Here is a 21,560-nt window from a genome sequence, read left to right as displayed (position 1 = left end):
TGGCCCTGTCAGATGACGCCGCGCTCGCGCAGGTCGTCGAGGTCGTGGGGTGTTCGACCCAGTGCGGAGAGGACGCGATCGGTGTCCGCTCCCGCCGACCGGCCGGTGTGACGGATCGAGCCCGGCGATCCACCCATCCGCCACATCACGTTCTGCATTCGCATCGGACCGAGTTCCTCGTCGTCCACGGCGGTGATCATGTCGGTGTCGACCACCTGTGGATCACGCAGCAGGTCGCTCGGGCGGTACACCGGAGCTACCGCTGCACCGGCATCCTCGAAGACCTCGGTCACCTCGTCGCGTGTCCGCTCGGCGATCCAGTCGCCGACGTAGGCGTCGAGTAGATCCGCGTGCTGGGCCCGTTGCCGCCCTGTCGCGAACCAGTCCTCGTCGATCACTTCGGGGTGGCCGACGATGCGCATGACCCGCTCCGCGATCGCGTGTGCGCTCGTGGAGATGGCGACCCACTGGTCGTCCTTGGTCCGGTACAGGTTTCGAGGCGCGTTGTTCTGCGACCGATTTCCGGTGCGTTCCTGATCGATTCCGAGTTGATCGGCATACATCACGCCTGGGCCGACCGCGGTCATGATGGGGGTGAGCAGATCGAGATCGACCTGCTGGCCGGTGCCCCCGTTTCGCTCGCGTTCGAGCAGAGCCATGGACACCGCCGACGATCCGGCGATACCCGCAATCGAGTCGGCCAGGCCGAACGCGGGAAGCGTCGGCGGACCGTCGGGCGGACCGGTCAGGTGCGCGAAGCCGCTCATCGACTCGACCAGGGTGCCGAACGCCGGGCGCTTGGAGTACGGCCCCTTCTGCCCGAAACCAGTCACGCGCAGCAAGATCAAACCGGGATTGACTGCCGAGAGTACGTCGTACGACAAACCCCATCGCTCGAACGTGCCGGGCCGAAAGTTCTCGATCACCACGTCTGCTGTGGCCGCGAGGTCCCGGAAGATGCCCTGCCCGTCTGTGGTGCTGAGGTCAAGGGTGACCGTTTGCTTGTTGCGGCTGATCATCTTCCACCACAGCGGCACACCGTCCTTGTCGAGACCGTGGCCGCGCATGCCGTCGGGCTTTCGCGGATGCTCGATCTTGATCACCTCGGCACCGAAGTCGCCGAGGATCTGGGCGGCGAGCGGCCCCGCGAGTATGGTCGAGACGTCGATGACGCGGAAGCCCCGAAGTGGTCCCGCCACGCGCCCGGAATCAGTTGTGTTGGTCACGAATTCGATCCTCAGTAGGGCCGCGACAGGTAGTGGCCGACAGGGTCGCCGGTCACGGTGCCGCCCGCGAGAACGCGATGGCCCCGCACGAAGGTGTCCGTCACCGCGGCTGTGAGCTCGAAGCCCTCGAACGGCGTGTACTCCTGGGTGGATTCCGAATCCTCCGCCCGCACCGTCCACGTCCGATTCGGGTCGACGATCGCGATGTCGGCGTCGAAGCCTTCCGCGAGCCGGCCTTTTCCGGGCAGGCCGTAGCGGTCGGCCGGGTCGGTGGCGGTCAATTGCGCGATGCGACGCAGCGAGAGTCCGCGTTTGCGGCCCTCGGTCACCAGCCCGGCGAGCAAGTACTCCGTGCCCCCGAACCCCGACTTCGCAGCGAAGATGTCGTCCTGGTTGTCGCCAAACTTCATCTCCTCCTTGCAGCAGGCGTGATCGGAGACCACCCAATCGACATTGCCGGCAAGCATGTGCTCCCACAGCGCCTCGACGTCCTCGCGGGGACGGATCGGTGGGTTGACCTTTGCCCCGAGCCCATTTGCGGTGTCGATGTCGGTGAGGAGGTGGCCGATGGTCACCTCACGTCGGAAGTCGACGTGCGGGAAGGCCTCCGCCATCTTCATCGCTGCCTTCATGGCCTTCGCGGAGCTCAGGTGCAGCAGGTTGATGTTCGGCAGCCCGGTCTCGTCGGCGAGGAACGACGCGATGGTCACCGCGAGCCCCTCGGAGTGCTGGGGCCGTGACGCGCTGTACGCGGCGAGTCCGGTGAGCTTCCCCTCCTCTTCGACGAGCTTGGTGTACGCGGTCATGATCTCCGCGGTCTCACAGTGCAGCGACAACGAGATGTGGGGCGCCAGTTCGGGCATCTGCTCGCGGGCCTTCTGGATTCCCCGCATGACGAACTCGAAGTGAGCGAGGTCGTACCGTTCGTCCTCGGGGATCATCAGGAAGTCGCTCTGCGAGGTCGAGCGTCCGTGCAACCCGTGGCTGCCGTAGAACATGAAGATCTTGAACGACGTCACGCCCTGGTCTGCGGCGAGTGTGGGAATCTCGTCGATGTGCTGCTTCGACATCGGCGCGAGATGGAATGCGTAGTCGACGTACGACCGCCCGTTCGAGGCGTCGAGCACCTCGGGGAAGAAGTCGGAATATGCGCCACCCTTGTTGAGGTAGTACTGACCGGTCCGCATATAGGTCAGTGCAGTGGTGACGCCACCTTGTGCGCTGGCGCGGGATTCGGTGACGGTGTCTTCGGCGAGCGGGTTGTAGATACCCCAGTGCTGGTGCGCGTCGACCACGCCGGGGAAGACGAGCTTGTCTGTCGCATCCACGATTTCGGCGTTGTCGGCACGCAGGCCCGGCCCGATGGCGGAGATCCTCCCGTCCTCGATGAGGACGTCGCTGTGCTCGCCTTCCGCGGGACCCGAACGGCCGCCACGGACCACGGTGCCGTTCTTGATCAGGTAGCTGCTCATTACCCTTCTCCTGTCTTGGCCCTTCTCCTGGGCCTCTGTCGTGTCTGGGCCTTTGTCCTGTGGGGGTCAACTGATGGCACGGGAACCGGACGCCGACCCGGCTGCCCACGTCTTCTGCTGCCCCACGTCTTCTGCCGCCAGGAAGGCGAGCCCGAGCGCGGTGATGAGACCGTTGCCGGCGAGGTATCCGCCAGCTCCTTTGCCGGAGATCCCGGTGGCGGCGCCGCCTGAGGCGTAGAGCCCCTCTATCGGCGCGTGGTCACGTTCGTCGAGGACGCGAGCCGAACCATCGACCACCAGGCCGCCCTGTGTGTGGAACAGGGCGGGAGTGATGCCGATCCCGATGTAGTTCGGGGTGAGTGCGTGTCGGTCGTCGATTCGCCCCTGCCGGTCGGGCTCGAGCCCGGCGGCGGCACGGTGCGACGCCGAGATCTCGTCTTCGAGAACGTCGGCGGGCAGGTGCAGTCGTTCCGCGAGTTCGTGCGCGCTCGCTGCCTCGACCAGTGCACCGTTCTCTGTGACCGCGCGGAAGTCGTCGAAGGTGCTGCACAGGTCGGCGATGTGTTCGTCGATGATGATCCAGCCGGCACTTTCCGGCTGTGCGGCCAGCAAGGCGGCGAACTCCGAGTAGCCTGTCGTTTCCGGTGCGAACCGCTGGCCTTCCTTGTTGACGATGATCCCGCCGTGCAGGACCGTCGCCCATCCCACCAGTGTCTTGCAGCGCGACGACAAGGCCGCGTGCCCCTGGTAGGCGTCAAGGAAAGCAGTGTCCGCGCCCAGGGCTCGTCCTATGCGGAGCGCGTCCCCCCGGCTGTACTGACCGCCGTGGTAGTGGCAGTCGGCGATCTCCGGTATCCATTGCCGCACCAGGCCGGCGTCGGCGCCAAATCCGTTGGTGGCGAGGAGCACTGCTCCGGCTGTGACGTGCTCGCCGGCACCGTCGGGGCTGGCGATCTCGACACCCGTGACCCTGCCGTACTCCGTCGAGACATTCTGCAGACTCATCGGTGCGATCAGTTCGATCCCCGGGTGCCGGCGAGTCCGATCCACGAGATGGCCGAGCAACTGCGACCCGTGTCGTCCGGCGATGGTGTGACACCTGTCCGCGCTGTGACCCGGATAGCGGAAATCGGTGACCAGGTGCAGGTCCAAGCCGAGGGAGTCCGCCAGCCAGGTAACCATGGGGGCGCTCACGTCGGCGAGTGCTCGCGCCAACCGCAGATCCGCCGTGCCCTTCGTTTTGCGAGCGATGTCCCCCAGGAACCTGTCGGGGCTGTCGTCAACGTTCGCCACCCTCTGCCAGCGCGTTCCTGCCGCCGGGATCATCGCCGTGCACATCGAGGTGTTGTTGCCGCGCCGAAAGTCTGCGTCGGCATCCACGACGAGAACGCTCGCGCCCATTTCGGCAGCACGTAGCGCGGCGACCAATCCGCCGCCTGCACCGGCGACGACCAAGTCGACATCCGGACCGTCCATGGTTCCTCCTCGTGCTCCGCGTCAGCGCTTTGGATTAGACGTTGCACTAGACCAAACGTTCCGCTTAGCGGACCACTTTAGTGTGGTCTATTGCACTATGCACTCCCACGAATGGACGCACAAGACCTGCTATACGATTTGATAGCGGAACGACACCCGGTACATGGCATGGAAACCCCCTAGACATTTGTTCCGCTGCGCGGTACACACGAAGGGGGTGTTCCCGGGCCGATCGGAGAATGGAGACAGCATGGAGACCTCCACCGGAGGAACTGTCGCGACAGCGCGGGCGGCCGAGGTTCTGCTGGAATTCGGCCGTAGCGCCAGCGCCCTCGGGGTATCGGAGATCGCCCGTTCGACCGGCCTGTCCAAAGCCGTCACGCACCGCATCCTCACGACGTTCGTCGAGTGCGGTCTGCTCCTGTACGACACCGCAACACGTCGTTACCTTCTGGGCCCGGCCGCGGCGACGTTGGGTGCGCGGGCAATCGACGTCTCGCCGCTGCGCCGCGCCGCGCAGGATGCGCTCCTCGACCTACAGCGGGCTACCGGCGAAACCGCCACCGTCTCCGCGCGCGTCCCCGGAGGGCGGGTCTATCTCGATCAAGTCGAAAGCGACCGAGAGATCAAGATGACCGTCGAACTCGGTCGTCGCTTCGACTTGCACACCGGCTCGTCCGGCCGAATCATCTTGGCGTTCCTCCCGTTACAGCAACAGGAGGACGTGCTCGCTCAACCGCTCGGCAGGCTGACCTCGACGACGATCATCGAGCCGGACCTTCTCCGCGACACCCTCCGAGAAGCGCGTGAGCACGGTGTGTGTCGATCCGTCGGTGAGCGGCAAGAGGGGGCCGGGTCGATCGCGGCCCCGGTGTTCGGAGCCGACGGGACGGTTGTCGGCTCGGTGTCGGTCTGCGGCCCCGCCTACCGGATGACGCCCGAGGCGTGCACCGCGTACGAGGGCACACTGAAGGACGCCGCGTCACGCATCTCACGCAACCTCGGATATCCCGCCGACGTCCCCTCCACGGCAGCAGTCGAATGACCCCCCGCAGCTGGCTGTATGTGCCGGGGCACCGCGCGGACCGGATCGAGAAGGCGGTTGCCGGCCCGGCCGACGCCGTGGTCATCGACCTCGAGGACGCAGTTCCCGTGCACGCCAAAACCCTTGCCCTCGCGAATGCACTCGATGCTCTAGAGGCCCACCCGGATCGAACGATCTGGGTTCGAATCAGCGCCGGAAGCGGAGCATGCGCGGAGGCGGAGGTCGACGCGCTGATGCATGCCGACGCCCGGCCCGCGGGCATTCGAGTGCCCAAGGCGGAGGTTCCCGCGGTGCTCGCCTCGATCGCAGAACGGGTCTGCTTCGAGGTCCATGCACTCGTGGAGTCCGCGGCCGGTTTGCTGGGCGCCCCCGAACTAGCTCGGTGCCACCCTCGGGTCACCGGAATCGCACTCGGCGAAGCCGACCTGGCCGCCGACCTGCGGGTCAGGCCGGACGGGCTCGTGTGGGCTCGCGGCTGGATCGTCGCCGCCGCGCGCGCTGCCCAACTCGGCTCGCCGGTGCAGAGTGTGTGGACCGATGTCGCCGATCTCGACGGGTTGGCCGAGTCGTCGCGGCTGGGACTCACCCAGGGATTCTTCGGGCGGTCGGTCGTGCACCCAAGCCAGATCGCGCCGGTCAATGCCGCCTATACCCCCGACGCCGCCGAGGTCGAAACGGCTCGACGCGTGGTCGGCAGTGCAACGCGGTCCGAATGCAACGGCGAATCCGCCGTGCTGGACACCGATGGCCGGTTCATCGACCCGGCCGTGATCGCCAACGCGCGCGTCGTCCTGGATCGGGCCGAACGATACGAACACGCGAGGAGAAATGCATGACCGAGAACGCTGCCACGACCGAGCGCACCGACTCCCTCCTCGACGCCGTCGCGTCGAGTCGACTCGATGTCGTCGAACTCGGCCACCCCCATTCGACCGGCATGCCGTGCTCGCCGAATCACCCCGGCTTCCGCATGATCCTCATCCGCCGGCACGGGGACATGGTGCGGCCGGACGGCGGCTCCGCATCGAACGAGATCATCATCACCGGCGGTCACGTCGGAACCCACGTCGACGCGCTTTCTCACGTCAGCCACGAGGGCAAGCTGCACGGTGGAATCGACGCGCAGGAAGCACAACGTGGTGGGCGCTTCGCCGAGTTGGGCGCCGAATCGATCCCGTTTCTCATCCGACGCGGAGTTCTGCTGGACGTGGCGCGGGTACGTGGTGTGGACGTGCTCGATGCCGGGCAGCCCGTGACCGAAGGCGACCTCCGCAACGCCGCCGAGCTCGCCGGTGTGGTACCCGAGCAAGGCGACGTCGCGCTGATTCGCACAGGATGGGCACGACACTTCGACACGCCCGACCGCTATCTCGGCCAGACCGACGGCGTCCCGGGTGCCGACGTCAGCGCGGCGAACTGGCTCGCTGCCACAGGAATCGTCGCCGCGGGTGCCGATACGACAGCGTTCGAGCACATACCACCCGGCAAAGGCCACAGCGTACTACCAGTGCACCGGGTACTGCTCGTGGACAACGGAATTCACATCATCGAGCACCTGAACCTCGAGGACGCGTCGCGGCGCGGGCTCACCGAATTCACGTTCGTGATGGCACCGCTACGTATCACGGGCGGGACCGGTTCGCCGGTGCGCCCGGTGGCGCTGGTCGGCCGATGAGCCGGCAGAACGCTCACCAGACCGTCGTCGGCAGGCTTGCCGATCTGGCCGTGACGACGCGGGACCACGGGCTTCCCTCGACGCTGAGGAGGGACGTCGCCCGACGAATCCTCGATGTTCTCGGGAACTCCATTGCCGCGCTAGGCCAGCCGTCCGCCACGGCTGCCACGGCCGTCGCCCGTGAGTGGTCCGGAACGGAGGAGGCGTCCGCGATCGGAACCGGCTCCCGGTTCCCCGCCGCAACGGCCGCACTCGTCAACGGCACTCTCGCACATTCGATGGATTCCGACGACACCCACCTGCCCTCGGTGCTGCATCCGTCCGCATCCGTCGTCCCCACCGCACTCGCAGTCGCCGAGGCCGTTGGGGCTGACGGACCGAGCCTCCTGGATGCCGCGGGCGTGGGAATCGAGATCGCGGTGCGGCTCGGAATGGGTGGCTACGACGAGGATCTCGGCAACTCGGAGTTCTTCGAGCGCGGCCTGCACGCGACCTCGATCTGCGGCGCAGTCGGGTCCGCCGCGGCAGCTGCCTCGCTCTACGGACTCGACAGCAGGGGCATCGCAGACGCGATGGGCATCGCCGCCAGCTTCGGTGCCGGCCTGCTCGAGGCGAACCGGACCGGGGGCACTGTCAAACGCGCTCACTGCGGGTGGGCAGCGCACTCGGGTGTGGGGGCAGCACAGCTGGCGCGTCACGGCCTCACCGGGCCGCCCACGGTCATCGAGGGTCGATTCGGCTTCCTGCACGCGTTCTGCGGTGACCGTGCCGACGTCGACAAGGTTGTCGATCGCCTCGGACAGCACTGGGAACTGCCGGGAATTTTCTTCAAGCCATACCCCTGCAACCATTTCACGCACGCCGGTATCGATGCGGCGCGGGACCTGCGTTCCCGAGGGGTCGATCCGGACGAGATCCTCGAGATCGACCTCGGCGTTCCAGCACCGGTTCTGCGCACCATCGCAGAGCCCCCGGCGGCCAAGACGGCACCTGAATCCGGCTACCACGCAGCCTTTTCGGGGCCCTACACGGTCGCGCGCGCACTCCTCGGAGGGAGCGGGCTCGGTATCGGCCACACCGATTTCACCGACGAGGCGGCACGCGACCCGAGGACCCTCGCGCTGGCGGCGCTCGCGACCTGCCACGACGACGACAGCTGCAACAAGCTGTACCCGCACCAGTTTCCGGCGGTGCTTCGGGTCAGAACTCGTGATGGGCGATGGCACGAATCTCGGGTCAGCCACAACCGCGGCGGTCCCGAGAACCCCCTGTCCGACGAGGAGCTGACTACGAAGTTCGAGCTCAACGCTTGTCGCGGTCTGTCCCACAGCGACATCCTGCTCGTCGCGGACAAGACATTCGAGCTGATCAACGCCGGGAACCTCCCCGAGCTGATGTCCACAGTGCGCGACGCACAGCCTCGGTGACTGCGCCCGACGCACACCCTCGGTGACGTCGACCCCGCGGCTTGGATGCATTCCTGCAGGATTCACACTATAACAAGCGTCCGTTCGGTTGCGCTCCTCCGTGAGGCGTGTAAAACTCGCGCACCTCCGAGATAACAGCTCGGTAACATCTCGAACCCGGAGTGCAGTCAATGTTGAGCAGAAGAGCCTTCCTCGGATCCGCAATCGGTGCGGCGGCCCTGGGAACACCGGTTCTATCGTCCCTCGTCCCAGCCCTAACACCCCGCGCGCGGGCGGCTACCAACCTCACCACGAAAGTAGTCAACGCCAGCGGCGCCTTTGGTAACAGCGCGATCACGATGTACATCCCGGGGGTGAACCACTCCGGTCAGCAAGGATTCGTCAACCGCAGCGGGGTCTTCACGCCGGTCCCCGCGGACGCTCCTGACGGAAGCGTCCTCGACATGGGAATCCCGCTGTCCAACAGCGGAGACACGACCTTCGAAATCCCACAGATGTCGGGACGAATCTACTTCGCCATCGACGGCGAACTGGAGTTCAAAGCGGTCACCGACGGTGCCGGCAGAAAGGCATTGCAGTACCCGGCCGGCTGGGTGGAGAGCGACCCGGCCTTCAGGGTGCTACACGACTCGGTCGAGTTCACCCTCAACGACCTCGGCATGTTCTGCAACACCACCATGGTCGACCAGTTCAGCGTGCCGTTGGCGATCCAGTTGGAAGGCGAGCGCTCCCAGACCACGGGCACCCTGATCCCCGGCGGCCGAGAGAGGATCTTCGCCGACCTCGCAAGTCGCCCCGAATTCGCGTCGCTCATCGTCGGCGACAACTTCCGGGTGATCGCGCCTGGTCACGGCATCAACTCCGGAATGTTCTCTCCCACCTACTACGACGAGTACGTCAACGAGGTGTGGCGCAAGTACGCCACCACCGACTTGAGAGTGACCAACCACCTCACGGGCGTCACCTACACCGGTCGAGTCCGCGGCGACGTACTCGAATTCGACGGTGGGGTTGCACCCGTCAGGAAACCGAGCACCAAGGACGTGTTCTTCTGTGACGGCGCCCTGATCGCCCCGAACGACGGCCTCTCCGGGCCGGTTGCCGCGATCCTGGGCTCGGCCCTCAACCGGTCGACGCTGCTCGACTACGCCGATCAGCCCGTCCTCGACCCCTCACTCTTCTACAAGAACGAGATCACCAGCCACTACTCCCGGGCGATGCACGAGAACACCGTCAACGGCCATGCGTACGGGTTCGCTTTCGACGACGTCAGCGACTTCGCTTCGTACGTCCAGGACCACGCCCCGACCTCGTGGACGATCACACTGACGGAGTTCGCGGCCAACCCAGGTGACGGTGGTGGGGAGGAGCCCGGTACTCCGGAGCCGACACCTAACCCGGAGCCGACCCCCAACCCGGAACCCACTCCCACCCCGGAACCGACCCCGAACCCGGAGCCCACCCCAACCCCGGAACCGACCCCCAACCCGCAGCCGACCCCCAACCCAGCGCCTGATAACGGCGGCACATCGTTCTTCGGGTCGTAGCCCACTAGATGAGGGTCGCCAGTTCCCGACTACGTGTCAGGGAGCTGGCGACCCCCTACGGGCGTGAGCGTAGGAGATCGGTCCGCTGCGGCACTCACCGGCTTCGCTCACGTGCTTGCTCGACGGCCTCGGCGATGGGCATGGACATCGCGGGACCGTGCCCGGGCACGATGGTCTCGGCGTCCAGAACGGCAAGGTGATCCAGAGCCGCGACGGTGTCCTGCTTCCCGTGGTCGAAGACCTTCGGGAGCAGTTGCGGGCCACGAACTTTCGACAGCGGATGCGCCGTGACCAGTGCATCACCGGTAATGACCACACCGTGGTGGGAGACGTGATATGCGCTGTGTCCGGACGTGTGCCCGTGGGTAGCCACCGGGACTGGAGTACCGGGCAGGTCAAGGGGGCCGCTCGCCGCGAACGCCTGGGCGTCGTCGACCGAGAGCGACCGGGTTGCTCCGGCGCGGGCGACGCGTAGCAACCACGGCAGCACGCCGTGCTTGTACAGCATCGGGACGAAGTCCTTACCCGTTGCCTGCTCGAGGTAATCCCTTCGCGCATGAGCGACTTCGGTTGGGTCCGTGAACACTGGAATGCCGTAGCGTTCGTGGAAGGCGACGATCGCGCCCATGTGGTCGATGTGCGCATGGGTGAGCAACATTCCCTGCACATCTTCCGGACCTCGGCCGAGCGACCGGATTGCACCTTCCACGGCGCCGACATCACCGGGATAGCCGCCGTCGATGAGGGTCAGGTCGCCACCGTCCCGCAGGATCACTACGTTCACGTCTGTCCCGGAAGCACGGAACACGTTGGGTGCTACTTCGTCCACAACTGTCACGGACCAACCCTATGCGGCATGCCGGTTTTCGTCCCGCAACTCGTCATCGGCTCGCAACGAGTGCGTCGATCCAGAGGCGAACGGAAGTCCGCAGCGTCTCGGTTCGATCGACGGGGGAAGCGTCCGCGCTCAGCGTCCTCGCCCCGAAGGCGTAGTCGAAAACCAACCCCTCGAGCAGGGTGATCAGATCTCGCGCGGCAACCTTGGGGTCGGATGCACCCAGGGAATCCATCAGTGCCGTCGCTGCTGGAAGTGAGAACAGGCACGATGCCAGACCCTCGCGTAGTTCGTCATCACCTGCTGCATCTGCCATGAGTGCGTATCGGGCGAGCACGTCTCGACGGCGGTCTCCCAACAGCGCTTCGAACTGGGCCGCGATCAGGCTCGCTGCTTCCCTTGTCGTTTTTGGAGGGACTGATGGTGCCGCGTCGCGGAACTGCTCGCTCGACCGGCACGTCAGGTGCGCGATAGCGGCGGACACCAGGGCGCGGCGGGTGCGGTAGTAGTACGAGGTCGAACCGCGTGGCAAGTCGAGTCGTGCGTCGACTCCCTGGTGAGTGAGCGCGTGGTTCCCGCCCTCGGCAGCGAGATCCAACGCGGCATCGCATATGAGGTCACGGCGTGAACGACGGTGAGACATGTCTCGATCCTCTCAAGCCTCTAGGATAGTAGAGTTTCGCCATGCGTTGGAGTCGTCGAGCTTCACAATCAAGCCGCCCCTTACAGCTGGATCCTGCTGTATTCGTCACGGCAGCGGAGGAATTGGGATTCACGCTCGATGATGCGCAGCGGCGAGCCGTAGCAGCCCTCGCGACTGCAGATCGGAATCTGTACCTGTGGGGACCCGCGGGTCGGGGAAAGAGCTGGCTGATGGCGACGTACTTCGCAGCGCTGCCGACCAGCCGGAAGAGGCGGATTCACTTCCACGAGTTCTTCGGCGACTTACACCTGGCTATCCGGAGAAACGGCAACGATCTCAGTGCGGCCCTCGGTGATCTCCTCGGCGCGCTGGACGTCGTGTGCTTCGACGAGTTCCACGTTCACGATCCCGCGGACGGCAAGTTCATCGCCCGACTACTTCCCGCGCTCCTCGATCGGGAGATCCGGGTCATCTTGACCTCGAACTACCCACCACAATCCTTGCTGCCCAATCCGCTGTTCCACGACGACTTCGTGCCCACCATCGAGCTGATCGAACGGACCCTGACTATCGTCGCCGTCGACGGCCCCGTCGACTACCGCACCATCTCGAGCCACGAGGCCGGGTTCGCCGCCGGATTCTGGGTCAGCCCGGGATCTCCGAGTCAGGTCGAACACCTCGGTCTCAGCGCACCGGATCCAGACGAACGCACGACACTCGCGCCGGCCGGACACCCCGTGCACGTTCGCCGCGCGGCCGACGGATGGCTGTGGATCGAATTCACCGACCTGTGCGGACGGACCACTGCCCCGGTCGACTACCTCGCGTTGGCCGGGGAGTTCCAGAAGTGGGTGATCAGCGACATACCTGACCTTCGCACGGCAGGCCGCGAACCAGCACAGCGGTTCGCCAACGCCATCGACGTACTCTACGACCGCGACGTCACCCCCGTGTTCCTCGCCAGTACTACCCTGGACTTCCTCACCAACGGTGCACACCTCCCCCTCGACATGGGGAGAATCAGGAGTCGCCTCGGTCAACTCTCCTGCATCGGACCCGATGCGGCCGAGCTCGAGGTAACACCCTGAGCAGATCCTGCTACCCAGATGGCCGGTAAACACGGGGTCGCGTCTGCGAAACCCATAGCGCGGAACCAGAATTCGCGCTGGAGAATGATGCCGCGACTTCCCGGATCGGCCAAGGACTTCCTGCACGACGCCGAAGTGCGATGCCGCACCTCTGGACACATCGGGAGCATGGCGCGGAGCGACGCGGCACGGTCGAGTTCGAGGGTGAGCCGCGACGGCTTACCCCCGGCGCGATTCCCCGAATACCGAGCGGTAGACGACATAGCCGGAGAACCAGAGCGTCAGGGCTATAGCGAGTGCAAGAAGGATGTCGAAAAAGATCACCATCAGATGCTCCGATCCAAAGAAGTTCTCCACGTGGAGAGGACTGGATCACGATAAACTCTCCACATGGAGAAGTCCACGCGGGAGGCCCTACTCGATGCTGGTTTGGAGCTACTCGGCAGAGTCGGGTTCCGAGGCTGGTCGATGCGAGGGGTCGAAGACGAGGCCGGCGTCCCACACGGCAGCGCACGACACCACTTCACGAACCAGCGTGGCCTCGTTCTGGAGATGGTCCGTCACCTACTCGACGGGGACTTACCAGCACCAGGCGAAACCCCGCAACAGCAGGTTGCACGGTGGCTCGGTTCAGAGGCGGGGAGAACCCGCGCCCGCTACGAACTTATCGTCGCTTCGTTTCACGACGCAGAACTCGCTGCGGTAATGGTTCACGGCAGGGAGCGCCTCGTTGCAGTTCTGCGCGCACACGGCTTGTCGCACGCCGATGCTGCCCTGTTGGCAACCGCGCTCGACGGCATGGTGCTCGACGCACTGCTCCGGCGACTTCGACCGGAAGCCGTAGACCCTCAACGAATCATCGACCGATTCATTCCGCCCGCGAAGCGGTAGGAACCTGCCACCGCACGCCGGACGCGCCTGTACAAGGGAAGTTGAGTGCGACTCGCTTCCACGCCACCAACGCACGGCCTCAACTCGACGACCTTGCTCAAACAACTGAGCTCTATTGGGACAGTAAGGTATTGAACTATCCGGATATGTACGGACCTGAATGCCGAGCAGGCGTAAACCTGATCCGTTCTGGGTTCGATCTGGTCCCGGCAGGGTGAGGTCAGTACGGGGCCAGGTTCCGCAGAGCCAGACCAAGTACACGCGACAAATCGCCGGTCTCATAGCCGGTCTCGGTGTCGCACGCCCGGTGAGCGACCAGGTGATTGGACATGGCCAGTCCGTGCAGCAAGACCCAGAGCAGTGGGCCGACGTCTCGGACATCGTCGGCGATGAGGGTGTTGCTCCGCTGCGACTCGACGACGAGTTCATTGAAGTACCCGTTGAAATCAGTGGCGGCCTCTTCCAGCGCCTGGCTCGGCTTGAACGCGTAGTCGCCTCCGAATTCGAGTCGGTAGTGGTTCGGGTATTCCCACGCGACGCGGACGTAGGCAAGGCAGGCGCGGAACAGCGGTGTGGAGGCTGTCGTGGGGTTCGCAGCTGCGCGCTGCATCTCTGCTTTCACGAAGGCCAGGTTCTCGGCGGCGACCGTGCTCAGGAGGTCGTCCTTGTCTCGGAAGTGGCGGTACGGCGCGGTCCGCGACACGTTGGCGGCGGCGCCGACTGCTCGCATTGTGACGTGAGCCGGTCCGCCCTGCGCCAGGAGATCACTGGCGGCGGAGATGAGAGCACGACGCGTGTCCCCGGTCTGTTCCTTCACCTCCGCAGAATAGGAGGAGGTTGACGCTGTCAACAACTCGCTGCTAGGTTGACGCCGTCAACCTGACGTTGGGTAGTGCCAACTGGCTCGGCAGATGGTGGACAGCCACCAGTGTTCGTTCCATTCGGGGGTTCGATGACATCGACAGCACACGCGCAGCCTCTCGACCTGCTCCGCTCTGATGTCACCGCTTGGAATTCCCTTCGGTCGCTGGGTGACTCGGGGAACGTCAGCCTCGTCGACGCCGGTCTGGCGGGCGCGAACCTGGCGGGAGCGAACCTGGCGGGTGTGGACCTCACCGGCGCCGACCTGTCGGGAGCGGACCTTACGGATGCCGGCCTCGCGGGCGCCAATCTGACGTCGGCCGAGCTCGTCGGCGCCGACCTGGCACGAGCCGATCTCACCGGCGTGATCGCCCACGATGCCAACTTCACCGGCGCGTACCTCACGCGGGCCCGCCTGCGGGATGCTGACCTGACGATGGCGTATCTGACGTCAACCTTCCTCGGGTACGCGGACCTCGCTGGAGCGGACCTCACCGGCGCGTACATGACCGGCGCCTATCTCGGTGACGCCGACCTGACCGGCGCCATCCTGATCAGCGCCTACCTGGGGAAGGCCAACCTGACCGGGGCGAACATCATCACCGCTGTCCTGGACGGCGCAGATATCACCGAGGCCACCATGCCGGACGGCACCTCGGTCGACTGAGAGGTGGCGCCATCGGCAAAACAGGCGGTTCGAGGCTATCGACGACGTCCTTGCGGGATGCCCGCCATCTCAAATTGGCACTTGCGATCCGCAGTCGACGGTATGTTCAGACAGGTGCTGTGGCTTCTCGTAGCGCTCTTCCTATTCCTGACAGTAGGCACCTATCTTTCTTTTGGCGTGCTCACAGCAATCGGACAGCGTCGACGCGGCGCCGGCAAGCTTGTGTCGGTAGGTGCGGTCGTCTTCTTCCCGGTCTACTGGGTTGTCTGGTACGCGCATGACACGTGGCCATCAGAACGCCGGGCGACTCGATGAATAACCACACCTCGACCTCCTCCTCGCACGATCATCGGCACAGCACACTGACCGAAGTTGGGGCGTGAGCGCCCGCCCTATGCGACGGGCTTTCCTTTGCTGGCGGGCCAACTCGGCATCAGTTCGTTCGATGGCAGCGATTTGTCCACCAACTTCTTCGCCTGCTCGACTCCCGTGACCGGAAGATGCTCGGGATCGAGTGAGCCAATCTGCACCAGAAGACTGGCCTGATCCCAGTAGATGTGTTCGTTGTACAACTTGTTGCCGCGCAGGGTCACTACGGCAACCAGCGGGATCTCGACGTAACGTCCAGTGGGTGCAACTCCTGGCAGCATCCACTCGATCTCGCGGTCGTGGGTGAAGCAGAAGAGCATCTCGTCGACCACCCGGTCCGCCCCGACAGTGCGAGATATCGGGATCATTTTCGTGTCCTCGGGAATGCCGGGAATGAAGTGATGCGAATAGAAGCGGGCGACGTCTTCTTGCCCGACACCGCCGGTCATCGTCGGAATGTGGTTGACATAGGGTTCGTCGACCATCGTTGACATCGTCGCAGGCACGTCGCGGGCTTCGAACTCGTAGTACGTGTGACTGTCCCAGAGCGCCGAAAGGTCGTACCGCGGACCTATCGTCTCCCGGAGCACCAAGAGCGTCCGCGAATAGGCCAACCCTGCCGCAGCCGGGTCGTACACGTCCCGGCCGTGAGTGGCGAAGGCATGATCGACGCCGGCGTAGTCGTAGATGCGGACCAAATCGTTGCCCTCGAAGGCCGCCCTGATCGCATTCCGTGCTGCGTCCGGGCAGTACTTGTCAAGTTCCGCGAGATGGAAAACCATGGGCACCTTCAGGAGACCCGCCTCGCCGAGGGCGTCTTGGACGCCTACGCCGTAGTAGCTGACCGCACAATCGATGTCCAGACGCAGAGCGGACAGGTATGCGAAGAGTCCGCCGAGGCAGTAGCCGATCGCACCCACTCCGCCTGCGTGTTCGCCCCGCGCGCGGAGGGCACGAACCGTGTCTCCGATGTCCTCGACGACGAGATCCTCCACGAGCTCATTCCGGAGCGCCAGGCCACGTTTGAATCCCTCCTCGTCGTAGCCGAGCTCCTGTCGAGGCCCGGAGCGCCAGAACAGGTCGGGCACCATTACCACATAGCCCTCTTCGGCGTACCGGTCCGCCATGGCACGCATGTAGTCGTTTATCCCGAAGATCTCCTGGAGCAGAATCAGCCCCGGCCCTGAGCCCTGTGTGGGGAGAGACAGGTAGGCAGCGAACGACTCTCCGGACTGCTTGGTCACATCCACGTACTGACCCACAACAATCACACCATTCTCTGTTTTCGTCCGTCGACGTCCTTGTTGATCGATATTGTTGTGCCGCTGGGCATTAGAAGTCCGGACAGGTAGACGACAGGTGACGCGGCTCATTGTTTGGTCGACGGAACTCCCACGATACTCTCGGTGCCCCCTGAATCGATTGGGCTCAAAGGCACCACCGCGATCCCGTTCTCGCGGGCGTCGAGAATGTCTGATTGTCGTCCCCCTGGCATCTTGCAGAGTTCGTCCCTTTGACTTGTCTTGTTCGGTTGTCCCGCAACGGTTTTTCTGGATACCACCTCCCCACGCTTGGAAACCAAGCTCCCCCAACCCCGACATCCAGCGCAAAACCCGCGAATACCAACCCTGGTAGGCGATACCGGACGACTCCTGGTGGCGGTCATGGTCCGCCGGTTACGTCGTCCCCGCCTCCCGGAAGAACCGCTCCGCATCGCTATCGAGGGGATACAGCAACTCGACCCGAAGCTCCTCCAGCGTCACCGCGCTCGTCGTATCGAACCGGGCGGCCATCCCGATCGTCCGAATCACCTGCCCGCCAACCCGAAACCACGGGCACACCACCAATCCCTCTGCCGGCGGAGACGGGCGAGGCAGACCCGCAGTGGCCCGCTCAGCGAGCACCGCAAGCTCGCGCAGTGTGTCATCGAACGGTCTCAGTGCAAGCTGCTGCCGCAATCGGTCCATGCCGGCCCAAGCCACCTGTGGCCAGTTGACGATCGCCTCGGCGGCGGCTGGGTCTGCAAAGTATCGATGCGCAAGGTTGCTACCGACCAGCGCGTCACCGAAGAATGCAGCGCTCGCTCGATTGGCGAGCAACACGTTCCAGTGTTCATCGACGACGACGGCCGGGTAGGGCATGTGCGCTGTCAGCAGCTGGTTGATCGCGGCGCGAAACGGCGCCAGATCGGCATCCTCCAGCGCCACCTCAGGATAGGCGGCGGGTAGGCCGGCGGCCTCGAGCAGCCGATTCTGTTCACGCAAAGGAATTCCGAGCGCCTCGCCGAGCCGCATCACCATCTGTTCGCTGGGACGCGACCTACCCGTCTCCAGAAACGACATATGACGCGACGTGGAGCCCACCGCCGCCGCCAACGCAAGCTGGCTGAGTCCGCGACTGCCTCGCCAGCGCCGCAGCTGAGCACCGAAAGGGCTGGTGGTCCCGGGCTCTCCACGAGTCATGACATCAGCGTTTCAGGTGCACGAAAATTCGCCGATTCCCTCTTAAGGAATCGACTTGCCGGCGAGACGAGACCATGCTCGAAGACATGAAGCTGTCCAACAATGCTGAGATCGTAGCGCCTGTCGAGGCCGTCTGGGACGTCATCGGCCGTCGGTTCGACAAGATCGGCGAGTGGGCCACCGACGTTCCCGCCTCCGCGGCTATCCCGGGTTCTGCCCCGACCGTGGACGAGGCACCGGTCGCGGGCCGAGTCTGCCAAACTGGCATCCGGGTAGCCCCGTACGTGACCGAAGCGATCGTTGCCTACGACGACTCCGCGCGAAGCTTGACCTATGAGGCCGAGCAGAAGCCGCGCTTCCTGTCGGTCGCACGCAACAGCTGGACCGTCACTCCCGTGGACGAGCAACATAGTGTGGTCAGCTACGACGCCCTCGTCACCACCCGAGGTGTGTTCGGCCTACTGGCAGGCTGGTGGATGCTGATCATGCTTCGACGCGCCGGTCGGCGAGTGCTGGCGGACCTGGCGCACTACGTGGAGAACGGCGTGCCGTCTCCACGCAAGCAGGCCCAACTCGACCGAGCAGCCCGTCGAGGAAGCACCCGGCGATTCAAGGCTGGCCCGACCATAACTGGGTGAACCGATCACTGAGCTGATCGTCGAACACGGATCATCTCGGGCTCGGGTGGCGATCGTCGCTTCCTGGCCTATCCGCCAGACTGTTCCAACTCGTCGATCGCTCGTTGCAGGCGCTCGAGTTCCGCCTGAATGGCGTTGAGTCCGGAGTTCAGCTGTTCCAGCGTCCCGGGCTCCACGGCGGGCGAAGGAGAAGCAGCGGGCGGCGCGACAGGTTCAGTGATCTCTGGACTGGCCAGAGGAGTGCCTGGACCCCCGCCGGGCGGAGTGGCCAGGTTACCCGTTGCTGGACCGAAGACTTGGGTGAGCGCCTCCGCGAGGGTCGGCGCGTAACCCACTCGAACGCCACCGGTTCCGGGTTCGCGATAGCTGACGAGCACTCGCGCAAGTTGCGGGAACGTCGACCCGTTTGGTGTTGTCTGGATTCTCTCCGTGAAGAGAGGTTCGACGTACAGAACCCCGCCTTCGGCTATCGGAAGCGTCAAGAGGTTTCCGTACTGGATCCGGTTCGATCGTTCGAGAAGCGTACGTTCGGACGCGACGCGGGTATCGGAGATCATCGAGTTCTGGATCTGCTGGGGGCCCTGGGTGAGGGTGTCGGTCGGCAGCTGCAAGATGGTTATTTCGCCGTAGTTCTCGGGATCGGAATTCGCCGAGATGTAGGCGGACAGGAACTCCCGGTTGAATCCGACCATCGCGCCCGACAGCCGGAACGAGGGCTGGGTGCTACCCGGCTCACCAAGCAGCACGTAGAACGGTGGCTGGTGGATGTTCGTCTCGTCGGTCGGGTCACTGGGAACGGACCAGAATGCGTTGGTGGTGAAGAACTCTCGAGGCTCTTCGACATGGTACTTCGCGAGGATCTCACGCTGGACGGCGAAGAGGCCCTCCGGGTACCGGAAGTGTGAACGCAGCTCGTCACTGATACTCTCCGGCGGTTCGACCGAGCCTGGGAAGACCTTCATCCAGGCCTCGAGCACCGGATCGTTGTCGTCGATCTGGAAGAGTTTGACGGTGCCGTCGTAGGCATCGACGGTGGCCTTGATGGAGTTGCGGACGTACGAGATCTCGTTGGGTGGGGTCAGGGTTTCCTGCTCGTCGATCGCACGCAGGTCGAGCGTGCTGCGCTTGGCGTACGGGTAGCCGTCAATGCTGGTGTAGGCGTCGACGATCCAGACGATTCTTCCGTCGACGACGGCCGGGTACGGGTTGTCATCCGTGGTCAGCCACGGTGCGACCAGTTCGACGCGTTCACGGGGATCCCGGTGGAAGAGAATCTTCGAATCCGGTCCGATCGCTCTGGAGAACACGATGTTTCGTTCGAAGTAGTTCAGGGCGAAGGCCAGCCGGTTCGGCCAGGAACCGATGGGCACTCCGCCAGCACCCGAATAGGTGTACTTCGAGGTATCGGTGTCGTATTCGCGCGGTTGGTCGCCGCCACCGACGATGGCGTAGTCCGGGTCTGCTTCGGCGATGACCTCGCCGTAGTAGATGCGCGGTTGGTCGACCGGGATCATCTGCTGCCCCGATGCCTGGGTCGCGATGTCGCTCACCGCATAGATCGGATAGCCGCTGTTGCTGCTGGCTGTATCGCCCCCCGTGTCACGAACCGCCGCATTGACCCGGTTCGCCGGTGCGGCCACGAACCCGTTTCCGTGCGTGTAAACGGTGTGCCGATTGACCCAGTGCCGCTGGTTGTCACTGAGTGCGTCCGGCGTCAACTCGCGCACGGCGACCACGAAGTCACGGCGTTGCCCGTCGATCTCGTACCGGTCGATGTCGAGCGTCGGCGGAAAACTGTAGAAGTTCTTGAGCTGCTGCTGCTGCGTGAAGGTACGGGAGAGAATGTTGGGATCGAGTAGCCGGGTGTTGGCGATCGTCACGACGTCGGCGGGCACCTCCGGAGGGGGTTCGGTGCCCACGCCCGGATAGTCGCGATACTCGACACGGTCAGGTCCCACCGCGTAGGCATCTCGAGTCGCAGCGATGTTTCGCTCGATGTACGGGCGCTCCATATCGGCGGCGTTCGGTCGCACCGACAGCTGTTCGATCGCGAAAGGCCACAGCCCACCGACCAGCACCGAGGAGAACACCAGAAGCGCGACGGCCATCGCAGGTATTCGCAGGTCCCGGACCACGACGGCGGTGAAGACGACGCCGGCACAGAGCACCGCGATCGCGAACAGAATCAGCCGGGAGGGAAGAACGGCGTTGATATCGGTGTAACCCGCGCCGGCGAAGGTCGGCTCCTTGCTGCGACTCGACAACAGGGAGTACCGGTCGAGCCAATACGCGAGGGCCTTGACCAGGATGAAGCTCCCCACCAGGATCGCGAGCTGGACCCGCGCGGCAGAGGTCAAGCCGGTCTCTCTACCGGAGAATCGGATACCACCCAACACGTAGTGAGCCGCGAGCGAGGCGAGGAATGCCAACACGAGCGCAACGAACAGCCAGTTGACCACCATTCGGTAGAACGGCAGGTCGAAGACGTAGAACCCGACATCGTGACCGAACTGGGGATCGGTCAGCCCGAACGACCCGCCGCGCAGGAACAGTTGCAGGGTCGACCAACTGGCCTGTGCGACGAGGCCGCAGATGACGCCGATGGCGCCGGCTACCGCGAGTCCTGTCAGCAAGGGCCGTCGCGCGATCGCCGTGCGCAGGGGTTGTACCGGATCTTGGCCCGCCGCCCGGGACGCGGCGAACAGCGGTGGCCGGTGCCGATAGGCAAGCCACATCGCCCCGAAGACGATCCCTCCGACGAGCAGGCCAAACCCGACGAACAGCAACAGGCGCGAGGCGAGAACCGTCAGCCAAACCTGGCGAAATCCGACCTCACCGAACCAGAGCCAATCGATGTACACACCGACGGCGAACCGGAGAACGATGGTCGCTACCACGACGATCAGGAACGCGACCAGCACCCACCGGACAGACTTGGGCAGCCGGGGAATACCTATGACCTCGCGTTCACTCACGTCCCACGCTCCCATCGGCGCGCGTCCGGGAACCACGATGACGCTTCCGTCGCGTCATCACGTCGACGCGTCCGTGCGAACGATATTACCGGAGGGGGCCTGCTATGGTCGCCGGCTTGCGCACCGCCGTTCGGCGCGGCACCGGTGTCCAGAATGGCGCGCGCCGGTGATGCTTTCGGCGGCCCGCTGATCCTCGGGTTCGAGGAGGGCGTACGCCCCTTCATCGCCGAACTGATCGCAGAACTTATTCCGACTGAGTGGAA

The 21,560-nt window shown here is 64.6% G+C and carries 18 protein-coding genes; 9 read left to right on the top strand and 9 right to left on the bottom strand.

Translation table 11 applies throughout. The annotated features are described in order from the left end of the window. Positions 1–8: 8 nt before the first annotated feature. The 3 genes from EF834_RS17180 to EF834_RS17170 all read right to left on the bottom strand — a co-directional run bounded on the left by EF834_RS17180 (position 9) and on the right by EF834_RS17170 (position 4,174). Entirely contained in the window at positions 9–1,226 is a 1,218-nt protein-coding gene (locus EF834_RS17180) for a CaiB/BaiF CoA transferase family protein (RefSeq protein ID WP_235871283.1), read from the bottom strand. A gap of 11 nt (positions 1,227–1,237) precedes the next feature. After that, entirely contained in the window at positions 1,238–2,698 is a 1,461-nt protein-coding gene (locus tag EF834_RS17175; protein WP_127948442.1) for a dihydroorotase, read from the bottom strand. A 66-nt stretch (positions 2,699–2,764) separates the two neighbouring features. Further along, a complete protein-coding gene (locus EF834_RS17170) occupies positions 2,765–4,174 on the bottom strand; it encodes an FAD-dependent oxidoreductase (RefSeq protein WP_127948441.1) in 1,410 nt (469 codons plus the stop codon). 250 nt (positions 4,175–4,424) lie between these two features. Between EF834_RS17170 and EF834_RS17165 the strand changes: the two genes are divergently transcribed. The 5 genes from EF834_RS17165 to EF834_RS17145 all read left to right on the top strand — a co-directional run bounded on the left by EF834_RS17165 (position 4,425) and on the right by EF834_RS17145 (position 9,868). Continuing rightward, positions 4,425–5,219 carry an IclR family transcriptional regulator gene (locus tag EF834_RS17165; protein ID WP_127948440.1) on the top strand — a complete coding sequence of 265 codons (795 nt, stop codon included), beginning with the start codon at positions 4,425–4,427 and terminating at the stop codon, positions 5,217–5,219. Continuing rightward, positions 5,216–6,055 carry an HpcH/HpaI aldolase/citrate lyase family protein gene (locus EF834_RS17160; RefSeq protein ID WP_127948439.1) on the top strand — a complete coding sequence of 280 codons (840 nt, stop codon included), beginning with the start codon at positions 5,216–5,218 and terminating at the stop codon, positions 6,053–6,055. Before EF834_RS17165 ends, EF834_RS17160 begins: the two co-directional genes overlap by 4 nt. Next, positions 6,052–6,894 carry a cyclase family protein gene (locus EF834_RS17155; RefSeq protein WP_127948438.1) on the top strand — a complete coding sequence of 281 codons (843 nt, stop codon included), beginning with the start codon at positions 6,052–6,054 and terminating at the stop codon, positions 6,892–6,894. The genes EF834_RS17160 and EF834_RS17155 overlap by 4 nt, the downstream gene beginning before the upstream one ends. Then, entirely contained in the window at positions 6,891–8,321 is a 1,431-nt protein-coding gene (locus EF834_RS17150) for an MmgE/PrpD family protein (RefSeq protein WP_127948437.1), read from the top strand. The genes EF834_RS17155 and EF834_RS17150 overlap by 4 nt, the downstream gene beginning before the upstream one ends. Positions 8,322–8,491: 170 nt before the next feature. Next, positions 8,492–9,868, top strand: coding sequence for a beta-1,3-glucanase family protein (locus EF834_RS17145; protein WP_206615318.1), 1,377 nt, complete (start codon positions 8,492–8,494; stop codon positions 9,866–9,868). Between the two features lie 94 nt (positions 9,869–9,962). On the opposite strand, the gene EF834_RS17140 is transcribed toward EF834_RS17145, so the two are convergent. Together EF834_RS17140 and EF834_RS17135 are read right to left on the bottom strand one after the other, a co-directional pair. Further along, positions 9,963–10,706 (bottom strand): MBL fold metallo-hydrolase, encoded by a 744-nt coding sequence (locus tag EF834_RS17140; protein WP_127948436.1) that lies wholly within the window; start codon positions 10,704–10,706, stop codon positions 9,963–9,965. 43 nt (positions 10,707–10,749) lie between these two features. Further along, on the bottom strand, positions 10,750–11,346 hold the full coding sequence (locus tag EF834_RS17135) for a TetR/AcrR family transcriptional regulator (RefSeq protein WP_127948435.1): 597 nt from the start codon (positions 11,344–11,346) through the stop codon (positions 10,750–10,752). Between the two features lie 41 nt (positions 11,347–11,387). On the opposite strand from EF834_RS17135, the gene zapE reads away from it, so the two are divergent. Beyond that, the gene (zapE, locus tag EF834_RS17130) at positions 11,388–12,434 is read left to right on the top strand and encodes a cell division protein ZapE (protein ID WP_127948434.1); all 1,047 of its coding nucleotides are present in this window, start codon (positions 11,388–11,390) and stop codon (positions 12,432–12,434) included. Between the two features lie 390 nt (positions 12,435–12,824). After that, positions 12,825–13,325: a TetR/AcrR family transcriptional regulator gene (locus tag EF834_RS17125; protein WP_127948433.1), complete on the top strand. Its 501-nt coding sequence runs from the start codon at positions 12,825–12,827 to the stop codon at positions 13,323–13,325. Between the two features lie 220 nt (positions 13,326–13,545). Here EF834_RS17125 and EF834_RS17120 read toward each other — a convergent pair whose 3' ends face one another. Beyond that, on the bottom strand, positions 13,546–14,142 hold the full coding sequence (locus EF834_RS17120; protein WP_164874170.1) for a TetR/AcrR family transcriptional regulator: 597 nt from the start codon (positions 14,140–14,142) through the stop codon (positions 13,546–13,548). A 135-nt stretch (positions 14,143–14,277) separates the two neighbouring features. On the opposite strand from EF834_RS17120, the gene EF834_RS17115 reads away from it, so the two are divergent. Beyond that, positions 14,278–14,853, top strand: coding sequence for a pentapeptide repeat-containing protein (locus tag EF834_RS17115; protein WP_127948431.1), 576 nt, complete (start codon positions 14,278–14,280; stop codon positions 14,851–14,853). Between the two features lie 392 nt (positions 14,854–15,245). Here the strand turns inward: EF834_RS17115 and EF834_RS17110 are convergent, their stop codons facing one another. Both EF834_RS17110 and EF834_RS17105 read right to left on the bottom strand, forming a co-directional pair. Beyond that, positions 15,246–16,493: a dienelactone hydrolase family protein gene (locus EF834_RS17110; RefSeq protein WP_235871281.1), complete on the bottom strand. Its 1,248-nt coding sequence runs from the start codon at positions 16,491–16,493 to the stop codon at positions 15,246–15,248. A 405-nt stretch (positions 16,494–16,898) separates the two neighbouring features. After that, complete coding sequence (locus EF834_RS17105; protein WP_127948430.1) at positions 16,899–17,684, bottom strand: helix-turn-helix domain-containing protein; 786 nt, start codon at positions 17,682–17,684, stop codon at positions 16,899–16,901. A gap of 86 nt (positions 17,685–17,770) precedes the next feature. On the opposite strand from EF834_RS17105, the gene EF834_RS17100 reads away from it, so the two are divergent. Beyond that, on the top strand, positions 17,771–18,322 hold the full coding sequence (locus tag EF834_RS17100; protein ID WP_164874168.1) for an SRPBCC family protein: 552 nt from the start codon (positions 17,771–17,773) through the stop codon (positions 18,320–18,322). A gap of 68 nt (positions 18,323–18,390) precedes the next feature. Here the strand turns inward: EF834_RS17100 and EF834_RS17095 are convergent, their stop codons facing one another. Further along, a complete protein-coding gene (locus EF834_RS17095) occupies positions 18,391–21,312 on the bottom strand; it encodes a UPF0182 family protein (RefSeq protein ID WP_127948567.1) in 2,922 nt (973 codons plus the stop codon). Positions 21,313–21,560: the final 248 nt, after the last annotated feature.

The organism is Rhodococcus spongiicola (genome assembly GCF_004011835.1).
Classification (GTDB): Bacteria; Actinomycetota; Actinomycetes; order Mycobacteriales; family Mycobacteriaceae; genus Prescottella; species Prescottella spongiicola.
This window is presented reverse-complemented; position numbering and strand designations above follow the sequence as displayed.